This is a genomic window from Thermanaeromonas sp. DSM 22490 (assembly GCF_056378755.1).
The window spans coordinates 165,041-189,381 of sequence record NZ_JBJHHE010000002.1; the positions used below are offsets into that span (position 1 = coordinate 165,041).

A 24,341-nucleotide genomic window follows, 5' to 3' on the forward strand; every position below is an offset into this window, starting at 1 on the left:
CTATGAGGCTTAGAGCGTTTCATGGGGGAGCAGTGGCATGGCTGTTGATCTTGCGGCCATTGAAAAGGTAGAAGTGTTTCGTCGTCAGGGCCGATGCCGCATCTGGCTGCGAGGTGGGCTAACACCCGCGGAAGAGGTCTCCTGGCAAAGCTTCCTGTCAGAGCAGTTTCCCGGCCTGGAAATCAAGTTGGAACAAATTGAACCTACTAGCTGGGAAGAAGAGAAAAAAAAGGAAAAAGAGGAAAAAGAAGAAAAAGAATTATTTAAGGAACAGATTTTACAGCAAGTGGCCAGCTACCTAGGCAATGGTAGTCGGGCCTGGCTGGCCGGGGCCCGCCTAGAAAAGGGCGAGGGCAGCAAGTGGGAGCTAATCCTGCCGGGCAAGCTAGCGGTGGAAGCGTTGAAACAACTGGGTTGTGCGGCGGTCTTAACCGAAGTCTTGCAGCGCGCCCTGAAGCAGGAGGTAAAGGTAGAACTTAAGGCCGATAAGGATTACGGCCAGGAGCTGGCCCGGGTGTCCAAGGAGTTACAGGCACAAGAACTCCAAAAAGTTCTCCAGCCGGCCAAGGATAATGAGGGCTGTCAGGAAGGAGCCACGGCTAAGCCGGAAGACGGGAGGGTGTTGCTGGGCAATAAAATTAAAGGTCCAGAGCGCGCCCTTAAAGAAATTCAGGATGAAGAACACCAGGTAATCGTACGGGGAGAGGTGTCAAATTTTGCTGCCAGGCAGCTTAAGAGCGGCCGCCTGCTGGTAACCTTTGATGTGACCGATAGAACCGATAGCATAAGTGTAAAGGCTTTTGTTGCCGAGGGGCCCTTAAAGGAGAAGACTTTGCAGCCGGGCGACTGGGTATTGATCAGGGGAGATGTCCAGTACGATCCCTATAGCCAGGAATTAGTGCTGCTGGCCCGGGATATTGAGCTGGCCGAACCGCGCTTACGCCAGGATCTGGCACCGGTGAAAAGAGTGGAGCTACATCTTCATACTAAAATGAGCGCCATGGACGGTGTGGCGGAAGTTGAGGAAGCAATATGCCTGGCTGCCCGCTGGCAGCACGGAGCCCTCGCCATTACTGATCATGGTGTTCTCCAAGCTTTCCCGGTAGCCGCTGAAGCTGCCCGCAAATATGGAATAAAGATAATTTATGGTCTGGAAGGGTATTTATTTGATGATGACGGTTCTCCACCGGACCAGCAAAAGACCTACCACATTGTGCTTCTAGTTAAAAACCGGGAGGGACTCCTTAACCTTTATCGTCTGGTAACTGCTTCTCATTTGCAATATTTTTACCGCAAGCCCAGGATATCTCGCCAACTGCTAAAGCAATATCGTGAGGGATTACTTTTAGGTACAGCCTGTGAGGCGGGAGAGCTTATTCGGCACTACCTGGCCGGAGCGGATGAGGATAAGCTCACCGAGATAGCGGCTTTTTATGATTACCTGGAAATCCAGCCCCTGGCCAACAATGAATTTCTGGTTCGGGAAGGGAAAGTGCCTGATAGGCAAGCCCTGGAAGAGATGAATCGCAAAATTGTGGCCCTGGGTGAAAAATTAGGTAAGCCGGTGGTGGCAACCGGCGATGTCCATTTTATCGAACCCGAGGATGCCATCTTTCGCCAAATTCTTCTAGCAGGCCAGGGTTATGAAGATGAAGTCCAGGCCCCCCTTTTTTACCGGACAACAGAGGAGATGCTGACCGAGTTCAGTTATTTGGGTGAAGAGAAAGCTAGGGAGGTAGTGATTGATAACCCGCGGGCTCTGGCTGAGGCGGTGGAAGAGATCAAGCCCATTCCCGATGAATTTTATCCGCCGGAAATTCCAGGGGCGGAGGAAGAACTGACCCGGATTGTCCTGGGCCGGGCGCGGGAGTGGTATGGCGATCCCCTCCCACCGGTGGTCCAGGCCCGCTTGGATAAGGAACTCGGTTCTATTATTAAACACGGTTTTGCGGTTCTTTATCTCATTGCCCATAAGCTGGTCAAAAAGTCCAACGAAGATGGCTATCTGGTAGGTTCCCGGGGTTCGGTGGGCTCTTCCTTGGTGGCTACCATGGCGGGTATTACAGAAGTTAACCCCTTACCTCCCCACTACCGGTGTCCGGGCTGCCGCTATACCGAGTTTATCCAGGATGGCAGTGTTAACTGCGGGGCCGACCTGCCGGATAAGCGGTGCCCCCAATGTGGCCAAAGGCTGGTTAAGGATGGCCATGATATACCTTTCGAGGTTTTTCTCGGCTTTAAAGGAGATAAGGTGCCAGATATTGATCTCAATTTTTCCGGGGAATATCAGGCCCGGGCCCACCGTTACGCAGAAGAGATGTTTGGCAAAGACCACGTGTTCCGGGCCGGCACTATAGCTACCATAGCGGAGCGTACGGCCTTTGGCTTTGTGCAGAAGTACTTGGAAGAGCGCAATTTAAAGCTACGGCAAGCGGAGATTAACCGCCTGGTACGCGGTTGCACAGGGGTTAAACGGACTACCGGCCAGCACCCCGGCGGACTAATGGTGGTGCCCCGAGGGATGGATATCCATTTATTTACTCCTCTGCAGAGGCCGGCTGATGATCCCTCCAGTAATGTTATTACTACCCATTTTGATTACGAAGCTTTAAGTGAGAGATTGGTAAAGTTAGACCTGTTGGGCCACGATGATCCTACGGTAATAAAGATGCTGGAAGATTTGACTGGCGTACCGGCACGGGAGATACCACTGGACGAGAAGAAAACCATGTCCCTCTTTTCCAGTGTAGAGGTCCTGGGGGTTAACCCCGAGGACATCGGTTCCCAGGTGGGGACCTTGGGCATTCCCGAATTTGGTACGCGTTTTGTACGCCAAATGCTCGAGGAAACCCGCCCCAAAACCTTTTCTGAACTGGTGCGGATCAGCGGTTTTTCCCATGGAACGGATGTCTGGCTTAATAATGCTCAAGACCTCATAAGGAGCGGGACTGCCCGCCTGAGTGAGGCCATTTCTACCCGGGACGATATTATGAACTTCCTGATCCAAAAAGGTGTGGCTCCGGATGTGGCCTTCCGGGTTATGGAAGATGTGCGCAAAGGCAAAGGCGTAAAAGGGGAATACGAAGAGATAATGCGGGCAGCAGGGGTGCCCGAATGGTTTCTGCAGTCGTGTAAAAAGATTACTTATCTGTTTCCTAAAGCACATGCTGTGGCCTATGTTATGATGGCCTTTCGTATTGCCTACTATAAAGTTTATTATCCAGAGGCCTTCTACGCTGCTTTCTTTAGCGTCCGGGCCGAGGAATTCGATGCTGACATCATCTGCCAGGGCCTGGACCGGGTCCGGCAAGAAATAGAAACATTGGAGCGCAAGGGTAATGAGGCTAGTGCCCGGGACAAGAATTTCTTGTCAATTTTAGAAGTGGCCAGGGAAATGTTTTGTCGGGGCATCAAATTAAAACGGGTGGACCTGGCCAGGTCCGCTGCCACTCGTTTCTTGATAGGCCCCGGAGAACTGCTCCCTCCCCTGGGTGCGCTGGCCGGGGTAGGCCGGGCGGCGGCGGAAGCCATTGTCCGAGCCCGCGATGAAAAGCCTTTTACCTCGGTGGAAGATTTGCAGCGCCGGAGTCGGATTAACCGGGCGGTACTGGAAATTTTAGAGCGCCATGGATGTTTGGCAGATCTTCCGGCCACTGACCAATTGGTGCTGTTTTAAAGGCTCAAGACTTGCATAGGGTTAAAAGCTGTGCTATACTATGGCTAGGTTTTAGCTTGCATTTTAAGCCCTTAAGGAAGGAGAAGTAATGTGCGCAAAGAGTGGGTGAGAACCCACTCTTTTATGTTGATGTTGGGGAGGGAAGGCTGTGGGTAAAATAGCCTCCACTGTACAGAGTTTGGTAGAACCTATTATTGTGCAAATGGGTTACGAACTGGTGGATGTAGAATACTGTCGCGAGGGGCAGAGGTATTTCCTACGCTTATTTATTGATGGCCCGGGGGGAGTCAGCCTGGATGATTGTGAGAGGGTTAGCCGGGCGGTCGAAGAGGAATTGGATCGCGCGGATCCCATTCCTCATAGTTATTATTTAGAAGTATCCTCGCCCGGGGTAGAACGCCCCCTTAAAAAAGATGCTGACTTTATACGTTTTCAAGGGCGCAAGGTTACCATACGTACTTTTGCTCCTATATATGGGCGGCGAAATTTTGAAGGCGAGCTTTTAGGCCTGGAGGGGGAAACGGTCGCCATATTGACTCCCTCAGGGGAGCAGCTCAGCATTCCTCGCCAGGGAATAGCCAGCGCCAAACTTAAGTATGAACCCAGGAAGGAGTGAGGAGGGCTTAAAGACAATGAATACGGAGTTTATATACGCTTTAAAGGAACTGGAGCGGGAAAAAGGCCTGCAGATAGCTGTTTTGTTAGAAGCCATTGAAGCAGCCCTGGTATCGGCTTATAAGAAAAATTTTGGGTCTGCTCAAAATGTTCGGGTACACATTCAGCCAGAGACGGGTGAAATAAAAGTTTTTGCCCAAAAAAAGGTGGTGGAAAAGGTTAACGATCCCCGGACAGAAATTAGCCTGAGTGAGGCGCGATATCTCAACAGCAATTATGAAGTGGGAGATATAGTAGAAAAGGAGATTACTCCTAAAGAATTCGGTAGAATAGCAGCTCAAACGGCCAAACAGGTAGTAATTCAGCGCATTCGAGAAGCTGAGCGCAACTTAATTTATGAAGAATTTATCGCCCATGAAAATGACATTGTTACAGGTATCGTGAGACGCCAGGAAGGTAAGAATTGGATTATTGACCTGGGCCGCGTGGAAGCCATAATGGCCCCTACCGAACAGATACCGACGGAAACCTATTCTCCGGGAGAAAGGATAAAGGTTTATGTGGTAGAAGTCAAGAAGACCACTAAAGGGCCACAGATTTTTGTTTCCCGCACTCACCCAGGACTGCTTAAACGTTTGTTTGAATTAGAGGTACCCGAAATTCATGATGGCATAGTTGAAATTAAAGGGGTGGCTCGTGAGGCCGGTACTAGGTCGAAAATTGCCGTCCATTCCCGGGAGGAAAGGGTGGACCCGGTGGGAGCTTGTGTGGGACCTAAGGGTATTAGAGTTCAGGCAATTGTTAATGAATTACGAGGAGAAAAAATTGATATCATTAAATGGAGCGATGACCCTGCGGTTTTTGTGGCCAATTCTTTAAGTCCCGCCCGGGTTCTGGATGTAGAGATTGATTATGAAAACAAGATTGGGAGCGTTATTGTACCTGATAATCAGCTATCTTTAGCCATAGGCAAAGAAGGCCAAAATGCACGCCTGGCAGCTAAACTCACCGGGTGGAAGATTGACATTAAGAGTGAAAGTGAAGCAGGGGACTGGGACGCTTGGGATGACGATCTAGACCTTGAGGCTTAAAAATGGGGGAGAAGGAAAGGTGCCTCGACCGAAAAAAGTGCCTGTGCGCATGTGCGTGGGCTGTCGCAGCCGGAAAGAAAAAAAAGAGCTGATTCGCGTAGTCCGGACTCCAGAGCTAACTTTGCTCATAGATCCTACAGGCAAGAAAGCCGGGCGAGGTGCTTACCTTTGCCCGCGAATAGAATGCTTACAGAAAGCCATTAAAAGCCGCGCCCTAGAAAAGACCCTGGGTGTACAGATTAATCCTGAAATACTGGCCGAACTGGAGGCCAGCTTGAGAAAGGAGTCTTATGAAGAGGATTCTTGAGCTTCTGGGCCTGGCTTTGCGGGCCAGAAAGCTTGCCTGGGGGGCCAGGGCAACAAAGGCTAGCTTAAGGAAAGGCAAAGTTTATCTAGTGATTATAACTGAGGATGCCAGTCCCCGCCTTAAGAGAGAGTTCTGGCTCCTCTGCCAAAAGACTGGTGTTCCCCTGGCGATATGGGGTAAAAAAGAAGAAATAGGTCTGGCCCTGGGAAAACCTCCTTGTACTGTAGTGGGGGTGGAAGAAGTGGGCTTTGCTGAGTTAATACGACAGGTAGCAGGGGAGGTTGGTTGGCCATGAAATTTATGGAGGTGATTGTATGGGCAAAACCAGAGTTTATGAACTGGCTAAAGAGCTGCACGTTTCCCATAAAGAGCTAATGGATACTATGGCCAGCTTAGGGATTTATACTAGGTCTCATATGAGCGTATTAGAAAATGGTGAAGTTATTAAGATTCGCAATCATTACAGGCGGATGAGACGAGCCGCTAAGGCGGCTGCTGCCCAGGCTCCTGCTCCGGAGGCAGTTCAGGTTGAGGAGAAAAAGGTAACAGAAGCGCCACAGACAGCAGAAATACAAGCTGAAACTGTACAGGTTGAAACCCCAGCTCCTAAACCTGAAGAAAAAATACAGGAACAAAGAGCACCAGAGGAAGTTCAGCCCAAGGTGGAGAAAGTGGCGGAAAAGGCAGTCCAGACGCCGGTGACCCCCAAGGAAGAAGTAAAACCGCCTGCGCAGCAAACAAGGACGGAAAGAACTGCTGCGCCCCAGGAACAGCCCCGGGAGCGGCAACGCCGGGACTACGGGCGCAGGCGCAAGGCCTTACCGCCTGAAGCCGGCAAGCCTCCCCGCAAGCGCACGGATAGCAAACCCTTGCGCATCCCTAAACCTCCGGAGCCGGCTACTAAGGACCAGATAGAAAAAAGGCGCGAGCGCCCCAGCAAGACAGAGTTAAAAGCGCGGGAACGGAGCCGCGACAAGTTTTATGAGGAACGGGAAGAAGAACGCCTGCTGTGGCGGGAGAAGGCGCGGCCTAAGAGCAAAGAGCAGCAGGTAGATGTGCCACGGGTGGTACCCCATGTTGTTTTAAATGGTCCCCTTACCGTGCAGGATTTGGCTAAAAAGCTTAACAAAACGGCGGCGGAAGTTATTAAAAAGCTCATAAGTCTGGGTGTAATGGCCACTATCAATCAGGAGCTGGATGTGGATACGGCGGCCATTGTGGCTCAGGAATTGGGGGCCGAAGTGGAGGTTAAGATAGAGACGCCCATTACCGAATTACCGGACATTCCCGATGACCCGGCTACCCTTAAAGATCGTCCGCCGGTAGTGACGGTTATGGGTCATGTCGATCACGGCAAGACTACCCTTTTGGATGCCATTCGCCAGACCAATGTAACGGCTACTGAAGCGGGCGGTATCACCCAGCATATTGGCGCTTATCAGGTCACGCTTAAGGGGCGGAAAATAACTTTTATCGACACGCCTGGCCACGAAGCTTTTACCGCCATGCGAGCCCGCGGAGCACAGGTTACGGATATCGCCATTTTAGTGGTTGCTGCCGACGATGGAGTTATGCCCCAGACGGTAGAAGCTATTAACCATGCCAAAGAGGCCAATGTCCCTATTATCGTGGCCATTAATAAGGTCGACAAACCCGGTGCTAACCCGGAACGCATTAAGCAGCAGTTGACTGAATACGGGCTGGTACCGGAGGAATGGGGCGGCGACACCATTATGGTACCCATCTCGGCCTTGAGGAAGCAGGGTCTGGACCAACTGCTGGAAATGGTGCTCCTGGTAGCCGACCTGGCTGAGCTAAAGGCGAATCCTGATCGGCCTGCTCGAGGTGTGGTTATTGAGGCCAAATTGGACCGGGGCAGAGGACCCGTAGCTACAGTACTGGTGCAAAAGGGTACTTTAAAAGTAGGAGATAATATTGTTGCCGGCAGCGTTTACGGCCGGGTGCGGGCTATGTTTGACGACCGGGGTAACCGCGTCAACGAAGCACCGCCTTCCATGCCGGTAGAAATTCTGGGCCTGGATAATGTTCCGGAAGCCGGAGATATATTCCAAGTGGTGGAAGATGAAAAGCTGGCCCGTCAGATTGCGGAACAGCGCCAGATAGAAAAACGGCAGAAAGAATTACAGGTAGCGAGCAAAACTTCCCTGGATGAGATTTTCAAACAGATGGAGGGCCAGGTTAAAGAGCTGAAGCTTATCCTCAAGGGTGATGTACAGGGTTCGGTGGAAGCTTTGCGCAATGCCCTGGAACGTTTATCTACAGATGAAGTTAGAGTAAGCCTTATTCATACCGGAGTAGGCGCTATTACGGAGACGGACGTGATGCTGGCAGCAGCGTCCAATGCCATAATAATAGGTTTCCAGGTCCGTCCGGATGCCAATGCCCGCAAGGCTGCTGAGAGTACAGGAGTGGAAATTCGCCTCTACCGGGTAATATATGAAGTCCTGGACGATATCAAGGCAGCTATGGCCGGTCTCCTGGAACCTGAAAGGCGAGAAGTTACCCTGGGCCACGCTGAGGTAAGGGCTACCTTCAAGGTGCCCAAAGTGGGAACTGTGGCGGGTTGTTATGTTACCGAAGGCAAAATAGTTAATAAATCTATGGTCAGGTTGATTCGTGACGGGGTAGTAGTGTACGAAGGCCGTATTGCCTCTCTCAAACGGTTCAAAGATGATGTGCGTGAGGTTGCTCAAGGGTTTGAATGCGGTATAGGGTTGGAGAAGTTTAACGACATTAAGGAGGGCGACATTTTAGAAGCATACACGATTGAAGAGATAAAGCGCGAATTATAGGAGGGTGAGTCGCCTATGTCTCTACGAGCCGAGCGCGTGGCGGAGCAGATGAAAAAAGAAATAGCTCAGATACTGCAGGACGAGCTTAAAGATCCTCGAATAGGTTTCGTTACCGTAACAGCAGTAGAGCTATCCAACGACTTGCAGCACGCCAAAGTTTACGTGAGTATATATGGGACGGAGCAGGAAAAAAAGCAAACCATGGAGGCTCTGGCCAGGGCGACGGGTTTTGTACGGCGGGAAATAGGCCGGCGGATTAAACTGCGGTTAACACCGGAGATTGTATTCAAATTTGATGCCTCCATTGAACATGGAGAACGTATAGCCAGACTCCTATCCCAGATCAAAGCGGAGGAAGCTAAAGAATCATGAACTCCTTGGGAGAAATAGCGGCGGAGCTAGCCAGAGCCAGAGAAGTAGCCATAGCTTCCCACAGCGTTCCAGACGGTGACTGCATCGGCTCAACTATAGCCCTGGCCCGGGGATTGCGCCAGCGAGGGGCGGCGGTTACGGCCATTATTGGGGACCCGCTACCCGAGATGTACAGTTTTTTGGCTGGCAGTGAGCGCATACTGCTTCCCGGCCAGGTCACCTCCTTGCCCCCTTTGCTGGTGGTGGTGGATTGTACGGACCTGGATCGGGTACAGGAAGGGTTCAAAGCCTGGCGCAATAAGGTGGAGCGGATTATAAACATTGATCACCATAAGAGCAATACTTTCTTTGGCGACCTGAACTTGGTAGATGAAGGGGCAGCAGCAACCGGAGAGTTGATTTATGCTATATTAAAAGAGCTGGGAATAGTCGTTGATTCAACTATGGCCAGTGCCCTGTACACGGCCCTGGTCACCGACACTGGTTCTTTCCAATACGAAAATTGCCAGGCTAAAACCTTGAGGATGGCAGCAGATTTAATTGACCTAGGTGCGAATATAAACTTGATCAGAGAATTCTTATGGGAAAGCAAGCCCTTGTTGAGCATACGCTTGCTGGCCGAAGTCCTGCCTACCCTTTCCTTAGCCTATGAGGGGAAAGTAGCTTGGGTAGTAATAACCCGGGAAGTTATGGAGCGCCTGGGTGCTAAACCAGAACATGCAGAAGGGCTGGTGAACTATCCCCGGTCCATTGCCGGGGTGGAGGTTGGTCTATCCTTTCGCGAATTAGAGTCGGGGGTCATTAGGGTGGGCCTGCGGTCTAAGAAGTTGGTAGATGTTAATGAGATAGCGGCTATGTTCGGGGGCGGGGGCCATAAGCGAGCGGCGGGTTGCACCGTATACAGCCCTCTGGAAGAGGCTGTGAAGCAAGTAATAAAAGCGGTGGGTGATAAATTAAAAGGTGCTGGAGGGCTTTATTAATGTATTAAAGCCGCCGGGCCTTACTTCTCACGATGTAGTTCAAAGAGTCCGGCGACTTCTGGGGATAAAAAGAGTGGGCCATGGCGGTACCCTGGATCCTGTGGCAACCGGGGTGTTACCCCTGGCCCTAGGAAGAGCCACCCGGTTATTGGAATATGTTCAGGCGGGTTCCAAGGCTTACCGGGTAGAGGTTATCTTTGGCCTAAAAACAACCACCCAGGATATAACTGGAGAGGTGCTGGAGCGGCGTCCAGTGGACAGGCTGGAAGAGGAAGCTGTGCTGGCCGCTTTGCCCCACTTTACAGGAGCTCAAGAGCAGTTACCTCCTATATTTTCGGCTCTTCATTACCAAGGGCGGAGGTTTTATGAGCTGGCGCGCCAGGGCAAGGACATACCCCGGCAACCCAGGCAAATTTTTATTTATGAGCTGCAGCTGAAAAGAATGTGGCCGGACGGTCCATATCCCCGTGCCTTGCTGGATGTAGTCTGTTCCAAAGGGACTTACGTCCGGACCCTGTGCCACGATCTGGGTATCTACCTGGGGTGTGGAGCCACTGTATTTTTTCTCCTGAGGCGGCAGTCCGGTCCTTTCGTAATAGAGGGGGCCTGGACCATGGAAGAAATGGAAGCAGCGGTGAAAGAGGGGCGACAGGATTTCCTGTTGCCCTTAGAAGCGGGAGTCCAGCATCTACAGGCAGTAATAGTAAAACCAGAGGCTGTAAGCACTGTATTGAGAGGAGCGGCTATAAAAATATCCCTCTGCCAGGAGGTGCCTGAAGGTTTGCGCCTAGGAGATGAGGTTCGGCTGCATCGGGGAGATGGGACACTTTTGGCTATAGGCTCTTGTACAGGTAGATCCCGGCTGGAAGGTATAAAACCTCACAAGGTTCTTGCTTAAATTTCCTTAACGGAATAAGGGTTTGAGGAAAATGAGGGTTTATCAAGGTTTAGAAGGGACAGAAGAGGTAAAGGGCTGTTGCCTGGCTTTGGGCAACTTCGACGGAGTTCACCGGGGGCACCAAAGGCTTATAAGGCTTACAGTAGAGAAGGCCCGCGAAAGAAATTTAGCCTCTGTAGTTCTGACTCTTGATCCCCATCCTGAGGTAGTTCTGGCCCCGGCCACTTCGCCTGGGCTTTTGACAACTAAAGAACAAAAAATTGAACTTATGTCGGCCCTGGGTGTAGATTATCTTTATTTTTTACCCTTCACTTCAGGGGTGGCTTCTTTATCGCCCGAAGCTTTTGTAACAGAAATCTTGTGGTCGTATTTTAGGCCTTCCCTGGTAGCGGTGGGTTTTAATTATTCCTTTGGCTGTAAAGGGAAAGGTAAGCCGGCTTTGCTTGCTAACTTGGGGGCTAAGATGGGGTTTGAGGTTATGGTATTGCCTCCGGTAAAAGTGGGTGATGAAGTAGTGAGTAGCACCGCTATCCGGGAAGCTCTGGCAGCGGGGGACATCAACCGGGCCAAGGACTTTTTAGGCTACTGGCCCACCTTAAGCGGTTATGTGGTAAAGGGGGAGCAGCGTGGACGCACTTTGGGTTTTCCCACAGCTAATGTGGCTGTACCCCCTGAGATAAAATTGCCGGCTTACGGTGTTTATGCCTGCCGGGTTCTTCTGCCCGATAAGACCTGGCACCCGGGAATAGCCAATATCGGGCTACGCCCTACCTTTGGAACCCATTCGTCTCCTACTGTTGAAGTATATTTAATGAATTTCTGCGGCGATCTTTATGGGCAAAGAGTCAGGGTGGAGTTACGGTATTTCTTAAGGCCGGAAAAAACCTTTAATAATACAGCTGAATTGGTAGAGCAGATAATCCAGGATATAAAGCGGGCCAGGCAGCTCTTGCAAGCGTAACCAGCTTTTCTGTAATAACGTAAGATGATAATGTAGCCCGAATTTTTAAAGGGTAAGAGGGAAGTGGAGCTGGTGCCAGGTGCGGGTTATAATTACTTCCCACGCGCGCAAACGCTTAAAAGAGCTGCGGCAAGAAGGTATACTTATGGGGGATATTGTCTCTGCTGCCCGCCAGCTTCCTGGCCGGATTGCAGTGGCTACTAGATTTAGAGGTTTTATCGCAGCCTCGGGGAGAGCCTTTGATTTGGTCATCAAGGATGTACCGGCCGGCAGGCTCGTTATCACTATCATTGGAAAATAAGCTGAGGAAAGTTGGCTTCCCGTGACCAAATAAAAAGTTGCAAGGGTGGCTTCTAGTATTTTATAATTGTTATTGTTAAAAAAGAAATCAAGATGAACCTGTGGCGAGGAAAGGCGAGGCTCCGGCGCTTTTCTTGGCCAGAGGGGATGAGGATACAAAAGGAGGTGAAGGTCCCCATGGCTTTAGAGAAGGCTAAGAAGTGGGAAATCATTAAGCGCTTTCAGCAGCATGAGAACGATACAGGCTCACCGGAAGTCCAAATAGCCATTTTGACCGAGCGTATCAATTCTTTAACGGAACACCTAAAGGTACACCGGAAGGACCATCATTCCCGGAGAGGGCTTTTCAAAATGGTTGGCCAACGCCGACGCTTACTCAATTACTTGCGGGATACCGACATTGAGCGTTATCGTCAGGTAGTAGAGGCCCTGGGCTTGAGGTATTAAAAGGGAGCGGTGAAGCCGCTCCTTATTTAATATGCTGGTAACCTTCCGGGATTTAAAAGAACATAAAGCAGGAAATACTATGATAAATGTCGAAGAAATATAAGCTTATCGAGGTTAGAGTAGAGGAGGAAACAAGCAACGCATATGGAGGGGGTATTACGCAAAGCACTTCCCCTAGCCGGGCGCGATCTAATTCTGGAAACCGGTCGCCTAGCAAGGCAGGCGGGTGGCGCAGTACTGGTTCAATACGGGGGAACTATGGTACTGGTTACGGCCACGGCGTCTGCTGAACCCAGGGAAGGAATTGATTTTTTTCCACTTACTGTAGATTATGAAGAAAGGCTATATGCTGCGGGGAAAATTCCAGGGGGGTTTATTAAACGGGAAGGCAAGCCCAGTGAGAAAGCTATTCTTTCGAGCCGCCTGATTGATCGCCCCATTAGACCTCTCTTCCCCAAGAGTTATCGTCACGATGTGCATGTGGTAGCCACTGTTTTATCAGTAGATCAGGATTGCCCGCCCAACGTGGCAGGAATAATCGGGGCCTCGGCAGCCCTGACCATCTCTGACATTCCCTTTAATGGACCCATTGGAGCAGTGGCGGTGGGGTTGATCGACGGACAACCCGTTATCAACCCTACCCTGGCACAGGATGAGAAAAGCCAGCTTCACCTGGTAGTGGCCGGTACGGCCGAAGCTGTAATGATGGTAGAGGCTGGAGCTGAAGAAGTGCCTGAAGATTTATTATTGGAATGTATCATGGCCGGCCACGAAGAAGTTAAGCGCGTGGTATCTTTTATTCAGGAATTTTACCAGGAAGCTCGGGCTATGGGGCTGGCCAAAGAGAAACAAGAAGTGCCTGTGGTGGAGGTAGTTACAGAGATAGAGGAAGCCACGCGTGAACTGGCCACAATCCGGTTAAAGGAAGTTATACAGCGGGGTATAGCAGAAAAATGGAGTAAACAGGAACGTGATAAGCAAATTGAGGCTTGTAAAGAAGCCATTAGCGAGGAAATTTTGGCAGCCCATAGTGAAGCCGCTGTAGAACAGCCCGAACTGGCCAGGCTGGTAGGGGAACTGGTCACGCAGGTGGAAAAAGAAATAGTCCGGAAGATGATTCTGGAGGAAGGTATCCGGGTTGACGGCCGGGGTTTGGAAGATATTAGACCCATTAGCTGTGAAGTAAGTGTTTTAGCCCGTACCCATGGCTCAGCCCTATTTAATCGAGGAGAGACCCAGATACTTACAGTGGCCACTTTAGGGTCTATAAGTGATGAACAAATTCTAGATGACTTGGGAGTGGAAGAATCTAAACGTTATATGCACCATTACAATTTTCCGCCCTATTCCGTAGGGGAGGCGCGGCCCATACGAGCCCCCGGGCGGCGCGAGATTGGCCATGGCGCCTTAGCCGAACGAGCCTTAGAGCCGATGATTCCTTCTGAGGATGAATTTCCTTATGCTATCCGGTTAGTATCGGAAGTGTTGGGCTCTAATGGTTCTACCTCTATGGGCAGCGTATGTGGCAGCACTCTGGCCCTGATGGATGCCGGGGTCCCCATTAAGGCACCGGTGGCAGGGGTGGCTATGGGCCTGGTCAAAGAAGGGGATAAAATTGCCATCCTTACCGACATTCAAGGTATAGAAGATGCCCTGGGGGATATGGATTTCAAAGTGGCCGGTACTGCTAAAGGGGTAACTGCCCTGCAGATGGACATTAAAATTCCGGGTATTGACCGTTCTATTCTCTCCCGGGCATTAGAACAAGCGCGGCGCGCCCGCCTCTATATTCTGGAAAAGATGCTGGAAGTGTTGCCAGAACCCCGGAAAGAATTGTCACCCTACGCCCCGCGGATGCTCACCACAGTGATAGATACGGAAAAAATCCGCGATATTATCGGGCCGGGCGGCAAAGTTATTAAGAAGATTATTGAAGAGACAGGCGTGGAAATTGACATCGAAGATGACGGCCGTATTTTCATTGCTGCTAACGACCCCAAAGCCGGGGAACGCGCTCTGCAGATTATTGAAGCCCTGACCAAAGATGTGGAAGTGGGCAAAGTTTACAGCGGCAAAGTAACCCGTATTACCGATTTCGGGGCCTTTGTAGAGATAATACCGGGTGTGTTAGGCTTGCCAGGCAAGGAAGGCCTGGTGCATATTTCCCAGCTGGCGGAAGGCCGGGTAGGCCGGGTAGAAGATGTGGTAAAGGAAGGGGATGAAATCCTGGTAAAAGCCATTGGCTTTGACCCTCAGGGTCGCCTTAAGCTGTCCCGGAAGGAGGCCCTTCGCTCTTTGGAGAATAATAACAATATTGGACGCCAGTCTTACCGCCGGTCCGGTCGGGAACGCAAGACGCGCTAGTTTTTGATTGCTATATCTTTGCCAGTAGAGCATATATTTTTGGTACAGGGGAAATTTTGAGGGTGGTGGCGAATATGTATGTGCTCTACTGGCAGCGCCGGCGCCTCGTTCTTTTACTAGTGATGGCTCTGGCGGTAATCAGTACAGTTATAGGTATAAGGGGTTGGCGTTGTCTTAAGGGAGAAGAAGTACCAGTTTTGAAGGTGCAGCCTATCTACCAGGGTAACGTCAATAAAAAAGCTGTTGCCCTGGTATTTAATATCGACTGGGGAGAGGAATACCTGCCGGAGATTTTAAGAATATTGTCCCATAAACAGGTCCGTGCTACCTTTTTCCCTACCGGACAGTGGGCTATCAAGTTTCCTGACCTGGTGAAGCAGATGGTCAGGGAGGGCCATGAAATAGGAAATCATGGTTATGGCCATCTCCATGTAGATACCTTGAGCCGGGAAGAAAATCGCCGGGATATTAAACAGGCGGAAGAAGTATTAATAAGTTTAACAGGCCGCAAACCCGTCCTCTACGCCCCTCCCTACGGAGAAAATAAACCGCACGTAGTAGAGGCGGCAGCTGATCTGGGTTATAAATTTATTATGTGGACGGTCAATACAGGGGACTACTTGCCAGGTATTAAACCTGAGGATATTATTAAACTAGTAGTTTCCCATAGCCAGAATGGGGCTATTATTTTATTACATCCCACAGGTCCTACTGCTCAGGCTTTACCGGAGATAATTAACCATTTACAAAAACGGGGTTACTCATTGGTTACAGTATCCGAAATCCTTAATTCTTAGTACGAAAACCATAATAGGAGCTCTCCTCCTCGAACATAATAGTCTTATAAAGAGAGTTGCGAGGAGGAGGAAAAAATGGGTCTTTTATTAAGGGTTATACCCTGCTTTTTTTTGTGCTTCACTTTAGCTTTCTCGGCTGAAGCAGCCAGCAGACCGGATATCAGCGCCCCCTGGGCGGTGCTGATGGAGGGAAGCACGGGCCAGGTTCTTTATGCCAAACAGGCTCATGAAGCCCGGCCGCCGGCCAGCACTACCAAAATCATGACGGCCATCCTGGCCCTGGAATTAGGACGGTTGGATAGCGAGGTTAAGGTTAGCCAATACGCTGCTACCACTCCGGGAGCGAGCGTAGATCTACTTCCGGAAACCATATGGAAGCTGGAAGACCTTATCAAGGGAGCGCTAATTAGTTCAGGAAATGATGCTTGCGTGGCTATAGCTGAACATCTGGCCGGTTCGGAAGAGACTTTTGCATGGCTCATGAACCGTAAGGCGAAACTTTTGGGGGCTTACCACAGTCATTTCGTAAACCCCAACGGGCTCCCGGATGATAACCATTATAGTACGGCTTATGATCTGGCGGTTATGAGCCGCTATGCCTTAGATCATCCTCTGTTTCGTCAAATAGTAGGTACTCGCCAGGCCATAATTCAAGGCTCCGATGGCCCTCGCTATTTATATAATACCAACCGCCTTCTGGGGAGCTACGAGGGAGCCGATGGAGTGAAAACAGGTACTACCAACGCGGCAGGCCAATGCTTGGTGGCTTCAGCTACGCGGGAAGGGCGCCAATTGATAGCGGTAGTATTGCGTAGCTGGGATCGCTATACGGATGCGCGCGCTTTATTGGATTATGGTTTTAATTCCTTTTATCTGGAAAGGGTTCCAGCCGGAGAAGAGGTGGGTAAAGTTTATGTTCCCAACGGCCGGCAAAAAGACCTGATGGTTGCGCCTTCCCAAGATGTTGTCTGGTCGGTACCTGTGGAGAAGCTGGCTCAATTGGAAAAAAGGGTGATTTTGCCACCGGTTATTAAAGCGCCGGTTAAGAGAGGACAAGTTGTGGGGGTAGTAAAACTCGTGTATGAGGGAGAGGAGGTAGCTTCTGCTCCTCTGGTAGCTGCTGAAGCTATAACTGCCGAATCAGGATTTTTCCGATTCCTGGGCTGGTAAAATTAGGAGCAGACGGGGAGGAGAGGGATGTATCGTAAAATAACCTTGGCCAATGGCATCAGGGCAGTGAGCGAAGAAATACCCTATGTTCACTCGGTAGCTTTAGGTGTTTGGGTGCGGGCAGGGTCCCGTAACGAGACAGAAGAAAACCACGGGGTTTCCCATTTTCTGGAACATCTCCTGTTTAAAGGTACTGAAAAGCGAACTGCCCGGGAAATTGCCGAGGCGTTGGAATCGGTAGGCGGAGTGCTAAACGCCTTTACCACCAAAGAATATACTTGTTTTTATACCCGCGTTTTAGCCGACCATTTAGATCTGGCCATCGATGTCTTAAGCGATATGTTTTTTAACTCTCGCTTCCACCCGGAAGATATTGAAAAAGAAAAAAAGGTCATACTGGAAGAAATTAAAATGTATGAGGACTCTCCCGATGAGGTGATCCACGACCTTTTTGCTCAGACTGTTTGGCCGGGGCATCCCCTGGGAAGGGCTATTTTAGGCACTTATGCGTCTATTGAAAGCTTGGACCGGGAGCGAATATATGATTATTATAGACAGCATTATAATGGCCGTAATATCGTTTTAGCAGTAGCAGGTAATTTCCGAACTGGTGAGCTGGAGGATAAGCTGGAAAAGGCCTTTGGTCAACGAGAATTGCCGGGGCCGGAAGTAGTCTACTGCGCTCCCAGGGAAAGGGCTGCTGTAAGCATCAACCCTAAAGATACAGAGCAAATACAGATCTGTCTGGGCACGCCGGGTTTGGCCCAGGATGATCCTGATATTTATGCCCTCCAGGCTCTAAATAATATTTTAGGTGGGGGTATCAGTTCCCGTTTATTCCAGCTCATCCGTGAGGATCAAGCCCTAGCGTATTCAGTTTACTCTTACCATGCCGGTTATGTAGATAGCGGGTTGTTTACCGTATATGCGGGAACCAGTCCGGGTAATGCGCGGCAGGTCATAAGGCTGATTTTAGAGCAACTGGCCTTGATTAAAAATAAAGGGGTTACAGAAATGGAGCTGCAGCGTACCAAGGATCAGATACGGGGCAATCTTCTTCTAGGACAGGAAAATGTTAGCCAGCGAATGAGCCGACTAGGCAAAACGGAACTATCCTTTGGTCGAGTAATTACTGCCGAAGAAATGATCGAACGCCTTAATAAAGTCACTGTGGAGGACGTCCAGCGCGTGGCCAGGAGTTTATTTTCCCCCGGGCAACTCTCCTTGACCACTCTGGGACCGCCTTTAGAAGAACTGGATTTAAGGGCCGTGGCTTTAGAGGCCGGTCTTTAACTGTTCTTGAGTTAAGGGGGGAATGCGGTGGATCGCTTACAACACATTTTTGAGCTCCAGGCTAGCTTAGATGAGGAAATAAAAGTGGGCCACCGATTACCGGAGTGGGATTTAGCCAGTTGGATACAAAAAGAAGCCATGGCCATAATGGTAGAGTTAGGAGAATTATTGGAAGAAGTAAATTTCAAGTGGTGGAAAGTTCCCCGGCCTATTGACCGTGAAGCCATAAAAGAAGAGCTGGTGGATATATTTCATTTTTTTGTAAGTATGTGCTTAAAAGCGGGGATTAGCGCCGAAGAGCTGTACCAGGCTTACCTGGCCAAAAATGCGGAAAATTTCCGGAGGCAGAGGGGGCTATCTCGAAAAGGATATACCCCGGGGGGCGAGGAAGGAGAATGAACAGAGCGCTGGTTCTGGCTCAAGAAATAGAAAGATTGCGCAGGCAACTGGGATATCTGATCAGCCAGGGTACAAGGGTGGATAGCGAAGAAGTTAAAGCTTTAAGCCGTAAGATTGACGAAATGGTAGTGGAATATACCCGCCTGCAGAAAGGTAACCACAAGTAATAGAATACCTCTTACCCCCATATTTTTTAGCGGGGGTGTAATTATGTGGGGGCAAGTAGCAGCCGGAGGCTTGTTACTTTTGCTCCTCTATGGAGCGCTGAAAGCTAAGGTTCGCCGTTACCGTTCAATCGGCACTGGTGAACAATTGCCCAGCCCCGCTTCTCGGGCCCTGGGCGAACTGGTAGCTATTGCGGGCGGCATTTATCTATCCCTGGTGATGTTGGTTAGTTTTTTAAAATTAACTGTGCCCGAAACCATATCTTTCGGGGGCTGGCATATGGATCCTTTGGCTCTAATAGCTATTCTTATTGCTTTAATTCAGCCCCTGGTTTTAGCCTGGTGGCCAGGCAACAAAGGCGGCAGGTGACGGGAAAGTGCGTCTTGCCGAGCTTAAGGGGAAGGAAATTATTAACCTATATGACGGCTCCCGGCTGGGAACTCTAGGGGAAGGAGATCTTATTATCGACATAGAAACGGGAGAGATTAATGCCCTAGTACTTCCGGCAGGAAAGGGCTTTTTTTCCTTTTTTGGTCGGCGCCAGGAGCTGGTTATACCTTGGTATAGTGTGCACAAAGTTGGTTCGGAAGTAATTACGGTTGATTTTAACTACAGTTAATTGAGGATACCTCAGACTTTTACAGGCGTTGACAGGGCTTGGAGCTTTGTGTTAGCATATTAACAAAATAACAGGTTAAAAACTACCTCATCTCGTGCGGAGCGGGGTAGAGGCGCGGTACAGCATGATTACCATACCGGAGTTGGGAAGCGAGGAAGGGATGGGAAAGGGCTGGCCGCCGAAGTAGGTGAGCTTCCCAGGTTCACCTGCTGGGCTGGTGCTGAACAAGTACCAGACTGTCACTACCAGGGGTAGTGGAGCGCTCCTCGCACGAAAGTAGAACGAGATGAGTATTCTTTGTTCATCCGGGGAGGACCGGAGCAAGAATGCTCATGGTTTTCCCCTATTTTTTTAATCCAAGGGGTGAAAGAATTGGGCAAAAGGATAAAGGTGGTTATTGCCGGCGCAGCGGGTAAAATGGGTAGGGAAATGACTAAAGGGTTACTCACTTCCCCCCAGACTGAGGTTGTAGGAGCGGTCGATATAGTAAAAGTTGGCACCGATATTGGCCTGCTGAACGGTCTGCCGGCCGCAGGAATTGCTATAAGCTCGGATCTGGACGAAACATTGAAGCGAACCCAGCCTCAGGTGCTGGTAGATTTTACTGTAGCCGAGGCAGCTTTACATAATGCCCGCCGGGCAGTAGAGCACGGAGTTCGCCCGGTAATAGGGACTACGGGGATAGGCTGGTCGGATCTAGAGGCCCTGCATATCCTGTGCGAGGAGAGGCAGATCGGAGCAGTGGTGGCCCCCAATTTTTCTCTGGGCGCCGTATTGATGATGCATTTTGCCCGGCAAGCAGTTCGCTATTTTCCCCGGGCGGAAATAATTGAGCTACACCATGAAGAAAAGCTGGATGCGCCCTCGGGCACTGCTTTAAAAACAGCAGAATTAATGGCCGAGGTAAATGGGAAGGAAAAAGAGTTGGCTTATGCCAAGGAAGAGAAGATAAAAGTAGAGGGGGCTCGCGGGGGCAACTACATGGGTTTTCAACTGCACAGCCTGAGGTTGCCCGGAGCAGTGGCCCACCAGGAAATCATCTTCGGCGGTCGAGGCCAGCTCTTAACTATCCGCCATGATACCACCAGCCGCGAAGCTTTTCTGCCCGGATTGTTGCTAGCTATTGAAAAAGTCCTCCACTTAAAGGGGGTGGTCTTCGGCTTAGAGAAGCTATTAGAGCTTTAGGGGCTTTTAAAGGATTAAGCCGGTTACGCACCTCTGGACCTGCTAACACATATATTGCAAGTAGCAAAGGGTGTTAGTATGGCAGGAGGTCGTTCCAGCATGAGCGAGAGGCTGGCGGGGGTTAAAGTAACTATCCTGGGTGGCGATGCTCGGGAGTTAATTCTCATCCAAGAGCTTAGGCGCCTGGGTGCGACAGTCAAGGTGGTTGGTTACCCACCATTGCCGGAGCTAAAAGAATGCCTTTTATTGAGCGATGCGGTGCAGGCGGTTCGGGGTGCCGATGTTCTCATTTTACCGGTACCAGGGGCAGATGAAAAAGGTGTTATTAGGGCCTCCTTAACCGGCCAAACTTTCAGGGTAGACGAAAACTGGGCAAGCGAAGTGGCAGCCGGGACGACGGTGCTGGTAGGAGTGGCCCGGCCTATCTTGCGCCGGGTAGCCCAGGAGAACGGTTGGCGGCTAATAGAGACGGCCGAGAGGGACGAAATGGCTATCCTTAATTCCATACCCACTGCCGAAGGGGCTATTATGTTAGCCATACAGGAGATGCCCATCACTTTACACGGTAGCCAGGCTTTCGTCCTGGGATTAGGTCGTACCGGCTTAACTTTAGCCCACATGCTGGCCGGAATTGGCGCCAGGGTTACGGTAGTAGACAGGGGGGCTCCTGATAGAGCGCGGGCCATGGCTTTAGGGTGGAGGGCTATTTCCTTTGAGGATCTCAACTCCGCCATTGAGCAGGCACAGGTTATCTTTAATACAGTACCGGCTCTAGTATTAACAGCTCAGCTTCTGGCCACAACTTCCCCTGAATGTTTAATCATCGATCTAGCTGCGGCACCCGGCGGAACCGATTTTGCGGCTGCCCAAAGTCTGGGAAGAAAGGCGATACTGGCTCCCGGACTGCCCGGCAAAGTAGCGCCTAAAACCGCCGGGGAAATTCTGGCCCGTCTTTACCCTCGCTGGATCTTGGAGAGCCTGGGACGACTGTAAACCCTACCCGGAGGTGCGTTAAAATGCGGCTGGTTGGTAAAAAAGTAGGGTTTGCTGTTACAGGTTCACATTGTACTTTGACTAAAGTTTTACCTGAAATTAAGAAACTTATGGACGAAGGGGCAGAAGTTTATCCTATTTTGTCCCGCTCAGTAAAAGAGATGGACACCCGTTTTGGTAGGGGGGATTTCTGGCAGTCGGAGTTCGAGCGCTTGACAGGCCACTCCGCTATAACTACTATTGTAGAAGCCGAGCCCCTTGGTCCCCAAAAGCTTTTGGATGTACTGGTGATTGCACCTTGCACGGGCAACACCTTAGCTAAGCTAGCCAATGGTATAACCGATTCACCCGTGTTGATGGCGGCCAAAGCAGTTTTACGCAACCAGCGGCCGGTGGTAATAGCCATCTCTACCAACGATGGCCTGGGGGCTAATGCTAAAAACTTGGGGTTGCTCCTGAATACTAAGAATGTTTATTGGGTACCTTTTGGCCAGGATGATCCTTTTAACAAGGCTAATTCTTTAGTAGCAGATATGAGCTTGATTGTAGAAACAGTTATTGCCGCCCTAGACGGGAAGCAATTGCAGCCTCTTTTGCTGGCTCCCGATACAGGTGGCAATAAATAGCCATAACCAGATGGAGGGATAGTCTGATAATGCACCCACTAAATGTAGCAGTTGTAGGAACAGGCGCTGTGGGCCAGACTATGTTACAAGTGCTAGCGGAGAGAAACTTTCCTGTGGGGAAGTTAAAAGTATTGGCCACGAGCCGTTCAGCAGGTAAGACAGTAATATTTAAGGGAGAAGACTATACTATAGAAGAAACAACGCCGGACTCCTTTGAGGGGATAGATTTAGCCCTTTTTGCCGGAGGAGAGGCCAGCAAACTCTTTGCTCGCGAAGCTGTAAAGCGAGGAGCAGTAGTAATTGATAATAGCAGTACCTTCCGCCTGGATCCTGAGGTTCCGCTAGTAGTGCCGGAGGTCAATCCTCAGGATGTGCGCTGGCATAAAGGTATTATTGCCAATCCCAATTGCTCTACCATCCAGATGGTAGTGGCTCTGAAGCCTCTCCATGATGTAGCACGCATTAAGCGCATTGTAGTGGCCACTTACCAGGCTGTTTCCGGTGCTGGCCAGGAGGCCATGGAAGAGTTACGGCAACAGTCGGTCCAGATACTGGCCGGTGAACAAGAAGTAAAGGGGACAGTTTTTCCCCACCAGATCGCCTTTAATTGCTTGCCCCATATAGATGTCTTCCTGGATAACGGCTATACCAAAGAAGAAATGAAAATGGTTTATGAAACCCAGAAAATCATGGGAGACCAAAGCATACGGGTCACAGCCACCACGGTCCGGGTGCCGGTGTTTAACGGCCATTCGGAAGCGGTGACTATTGAAACAGAAAGGAAACTTACGGCGGCAGAAGCTCGGGAAATCTTGAGCCGGGCACCGGGGGTAATAGTTGTGGATGACCCGCAGGCCAAGGCCTACCCCTTACCCATTATGGCCTCCGGCCGGGATGAAGTCTTTGTAGGCCGCATTCGAGAAGATATTTCCGTAGAATGCGGGTTAAATTTATGGGTAGTGGCGGATAACCTGCGCAAAGGTGCGGCTACCAATGCTATACAGATTGCGGAAGTGCTGCTTAAGGAGGGCCTGCTCTAAAAAGCGGGGTGTAATCCCATGAGGATCCTCGTGCAAAAATTCGGCGGTTCTTCGGTGGCTAAACCCGACGACCGTCGGCTAGTAGTCCAGCATGTCCTTAAGGCCCGGCAGGCGGGGTACAGCGTGGTGGTAGTGGTATCGGCCATGGGGCGGAAGGGAGCCCCCTATGCCACCGATACTTTACTGGATTTAATTGCGGGCCAGGATGTTAAGGAGAGGGAGAAGGACCTACTCCTTTCCTGCGGAGAGATCATAGCGAGCGTGGTTTTGGCGGGAGCCTTGAGGGAAGTCGGTTTACCGGTGGTATGTCTGACTGGGGCCCAGGCGGGTATCATTACCGATGACCGCTTTGGCGATGCCCGTATCATCCGGGTGGAGCTCCAGCGCATCCGCCGGGAGCTGGAGCTGGGCCGGGTAGTAATTGTAGCGGGGTTCCAGGGAGTCACAGAAAGCGGGGAAATCACTACCTTAGGCAGGGGTGGCAGCGATACCACGGCAGCTGCCTTAGGGGTAGCCTTAGAAGCCGAAGCTGTGGAAATCTTTACCGATGTAGATGGCTTAAAAACAGCCGACCCTCGTATTGTGAGTGAAGCGCGAACCCTGGAAACCATTACCTATAGTGAGCTATGCCAGCTGGCCTACGAAGGGGCTAAAGTGATCCACCCCCGGGCAGTGGAAATTGCCTGGGAGAAAAACCTTCCTTTAAGAATTCGATCTACCTTTAGCGACAGTCCAGGCACCCTGGTGGTAGCCTGGCAGCCTGGGGTGAGGGGGGTAACCTTGAGCTGCGACCGGGTAGTTACCGGTATAACTAATATGGGAGGTCTAACCCAGCTGCGGGTTAAATTAACCGAGGAAGACAGCGCTAAAGAGTTGTTTAACACCCTGGCCGCAGCCGGTATCAGCGTAGATTTTATCAATCTTTTTCCGGAAGAGGCCATCTTTACGGTTACTAAGATAGTAGCCGAACGGGCTGTTGCTCTGCTAAAAGAAAAGGGATTTAAAGTAGAGGTACGCCCCGGCTGTGCTAAGGTAGCAGCTGTAGGTGCAGGTATGCGCGGGGTTCCGGGGGTTATAGCAGGTATTGTTGCAGCCCTAAGTCAGGAGAAAATTACTATTTTGCAATCGGCAGACTCTTATGCCTCAATTTGGTGCTTGGTAGATGAAGAAGACATGGAGAAGGCGGTACGCGCTCTTCACCGCCAGTTTAAACTAAGCGCTTAAAAATTT

Annotated in this window: 25 protein-coding genes and 1 riboswitch; all 25 genes read left to right on the plus strand. The window is 50.5% G+C overall.

Annotated elements, in window-relative coordinates; all coding sequences use genetic code 11:
* Positions 1–37 precede the first annotated feature (37 nt).
* The 25 genes from AC1BI1_RS02400 (at position 38) to dapG (ending at position 24,335) form a co-directional block, all read left to right on the plus strand.
* The gene (locus tag AC1BI1_RS02400) at positions 38–3,676 is read left to right on the plus strand and encodes a PolC-type DNA polymerase III (RefSeq protein ID WP_476715668.1); all 3,639 of its coding nucleotides are present in this window, start codon (positions 38–40) and stop codon (positions 3,674–3,676) included.
* 202 nt (positions 3,677–3,878) lie between these two features.
* Positions 3,879–4,292 (plus strand): ribosome maturation factor RimP, encoded by a 414-nt coding sequence (locus AC1BI1_RS02405; protein WP_476715754.1) that lies wholly within the window; start codon positions 3,879–3,881, stop codon positions 4,290–4,292.
* Positions 4,293–4,308: 16 nt separating this feature from the next.
* Entirely contained in the window at positions 4,309–5,382 is a 1,074-nt protein-coding gene (nusA, locus tag AC1BI1_RS02410; protein WP_476715669.1) for a transcription termination factor NusA, read from the plus strand.
* 19 nt (positions 5,383–5,401) lie between these two features.
* Positions 5,402–5,689, plus strand: a complete 288-nt coding sequence (rnpM, locus tag AC1BI1_RS02415) for an RNase P modulator RnpM (RefSeq protein WP_476715670.1) — start codon at positions 5,402–5,404, stop codon at positions 5,687–5,689.
* On the plus strand, positions 5,673–5,984 hold the full coding sequence (locus AC1BI1_RS02420; protein ID WP_476715671.1) for a L7Ae/L30e/S12e/Gadd45 family ribosomal protein: 312 nt from the start codon (positions 5,673–5,675) through the stop codon (positions 5,982–5,984). The genes rnpM and AC1BI1_RS02420 overlap by 17 nt, the downstream gene beginning before the upstream one ends.
* 19 nt (positions 5,985–6,003) lie before the next feature.
* A complete protein-coding gene (infB, locus tag AC1BI1_RS02425) occupies positions 6,004–8,502 on the plus strand; it encodes a translation initiation factor IF-2 (RefSeq protein ID WP_476715672.1) in 2,499 nt (832 codons plus the stop codon).
* 15 nt (positions 8,503–8,517) lie between these two features.
* Positions 8,518–8,874, plus strand: a complete 357-nt coding sequence (gene rbfA / locus AC1BI1_RS02430; protein WP_476715673.1) for a 30S ribosome-binding factor RbfA — start codon at positions 8,518–8,520, stop codon at positions 8,872–8,874.
* Positions 8,871–9,854, plus strand: coding sequence for a DHH family phosphoesterase (locus AC1BI1_RS02435; RefSeq protein WP_476715674.1), 984 nt, complete (start codon positions 8,871–8,873; stop codon positions 9,852–9,854). Before rbfA ends, AC1BI1_RS02435 begins: the two co-directional genes overlap by 4 nt.
* Positions 9,835–10,752 carry a tRNA pseudouridine(55) synthase TruB gene (gene truB, locus AC1BI1_RS02440; protein WP_476715675.1) on the plus strand — a complete coding sequence of 306 codons (918 nt, stop codon included), beginning with the start codon at positions 9,835–9,837 and terminating at the stop codon, positions 10,750–10,752. The genes AC1BI1_RS02435 and truB overlap by 20 nt, the downstream gene beginning before the upstream one ends.
* Before the next feature lie 31 nt (positions 10,753–10,783).
* Positions 10,784–11,713, plus strand: a complete 930-nt coding sequence (locus AC1BI1_RS02445; protein WP_476715676.1) for a bifunctional riboflavin kinase/FAD synthetase — start codon at positions 10,784–10,786, stop codon at positions 11,711–11,713.
* A gap of 79 nt (positions 11,714–11,792) precedes the next feature.
* Positions 11,793–12,014 carry a hypothetical protein gene (locus tag AC1BI1_RS02450; protein WP_476715677.1) on the plus strand — a complete coding sequence of 74 codons (222 nt, stop codon included), beginning with the start codon at positions 11,793–11,795 and terminating at the stop codon, positions 12,012–12,014.
* Between the two features lie 176 nt (positions 12,015–12,190).
* The gene (gene rpsO, locus AC1BI1_RS02455) at positions 12,191–12,460 is read left to right on the plus strand and encodes a 30S ribosomal protein S15 (RefSeq protein WP_476715678.1); all 270 of its coding nucleotides are present in this window, start codon (positions 12,191–12,193) and stop codon (positions 12,458–12,460) included.
* A 144-nt stretch (positions 12,461–12,604) separates the two neighbouring features.
* The gene (locus tag AC1BI1_RS02460) at positions 12,605–14,824 is read left to right on the plus strand and encodes a polyribonucleotide nucleotidyltransferase (RefSeq protein ID WP_476715679.1); all 2,220 of its coding nucleotides are present in this window, start codon (positions 12,605–12,607) and stop codon (positions 14,822–14,824) included.
* Positions 14,825–14,886: 62 nt separating this feature from the next.
* Positions 14,887–15,621 (plus strand): polysaccharide deacetylase family protein, encoded by a 735-nt coding sequence (locus AC1BI1_RS02465; RefSeq protein WP_476715680.1) that lies wholly within the window; start codon positions 14,887–14,889, stop codon positions 15,619–15,621.
* Positions 15,622–15,696: 75 nt separating this feature from the next.
* Positions 15,697–16,791, plus strand: coding sequence for a D-alanyl-D-alanine carboxypeptidase family protein (locus AC1BI1_RS02470; protein ID WP_476715681.1), 1,095 nt, complete (start codon positions 15,697–15,699; stop codon positions 16,789–16,791).
* A gap of 27 nt (positions 16,792–16,818) precedes the next feature.
* Positions 16,819–18,084 carry a M16 family metallopeptidase gene (locus tag AC1BI1_RS02475; RefSeq protein ID WP_476715682.1) on the plus strand — a complete coding sequence of 422 codons (1,266 nt, stop codon included), beginning with the start codon at positions 16,819–16,821 and terminating at the stop codon, positions 18,082–18,084.
* A gap of 27 nt (positions 18,085–18,111) precedes the next feature.
* Positions 18,112–18,483: a dUTPase gene (locus AC1BI1_RS02480; RefSeq protein WP_476715683.1), complete on the plus strand. Its 372-nt coding sequence runs from the start codon at positions 18,112–18,114 to the stop codon at positions 18,481–18,483.
* A complete protein-coding gene (locus tag AC1BI1_RS02485; RefSeq protein WP_476715684.1) occupies positions 18,480–18,650 on the plus strand; it encodes an aspartyl-phosphate phosphatase Spo0E family protein in 171 nt (56 codons plus the stop codon). Before AC1BI1_RS02480 ends, AC1BI1_RS02485 begins: the two co-directional genes overlap by 4 nt.
* Positions 18,651–18,693: 43 nt before the next feature.
* Positions 18,694–19,017 (plus strand): hypothetical protein, encoded by a 324-nt coding sequence (locus AC1BI1_RS02490; RefSeq protein ID WP_476715685.1) that lies wholly within the window; start codon positions 18,694–18,696, stop codon positions 19,015–19,017.
* 7 nt (positions 19,018–19,024) lie between these two features.
* Complete coding sequence (locus tag AC1BI1_RS02495) at positions 19,025–19,267, plus strand: YlmC/YmxH family sporulation protein (protein WP_476715686.1); 243 nt, start codon at positions 19,025–19,027, stop codon at positions 19,265–19,267.
* Positions 19,268–19,366: 99 nt separating this feature from the next.
* Positions 19,367–19,540, plus strand: a riboswitch (Lysine riboswitch).
* Between the two features lie 99 nt (positions 19,541–19,639).
* Entirely contained in the window at positions 19,640–20,452 is an 813-nt protein-coding gene (gene dapB, locus AC1BI1_RS02500; RefSeq protein WP_476715687.1) for a 4-hydroxy-tetrahydrodipicolinate reductase, read from the plus strand.
* Between the two features lie 99 nt (positions 20,453–20,551).
* On the plus strand, positions 20,552–21,445 hold the full coding sequence (gene dpsA, locus AC1BI1_RS02505; RefSeq protein WP_476715688.1) for a dipicolinate synthase subunit DpsA: 894 nt from the start codon (positions 20,552–20,554) through the stop codon (positions 21,443–21,445).
* Positions 21,446–21,468: 23 nt separating this feature from the next.
* Positions 21,469–22,071, plus strand: coding sequence for a dipicolinate synthase subunit B (locus AC1BI1_RS02510; protein WP_476715689.1), 603 nt, complete (start codon positions 21,469–21,471; stop codon positions 22,069–22,071).
* 29 nt (positions 22,072–22,100) lie between these two features.
* Positions 22,101–23,111 carry an aspartate-semialdehyde dehydrogenase gene (locus tag AC1BI1_RS02515; RefSeq protein WP_476715690.1) on the plus strand — a complete coding sequence of 337 codons (1,011 nt, stop codon included), beginning with the start codon at positions 22,101–22,103 and terminating at the stop codon, positions 23,109–23,111.
* 18 nt (positions 23,112–23,129) lie between these two features.
* A complete protein-coding gene (gene dapG / locus AC1BI1_RS02520; protein WP_476715691.1) occupies positions 23,130–24,335 on the plus strand; it encodes an aspartate kinase in 1,206 nt (401 codons plus the stop codon).
* Positions 24,336–24,341: the final 6 nt, after the last annotated feature.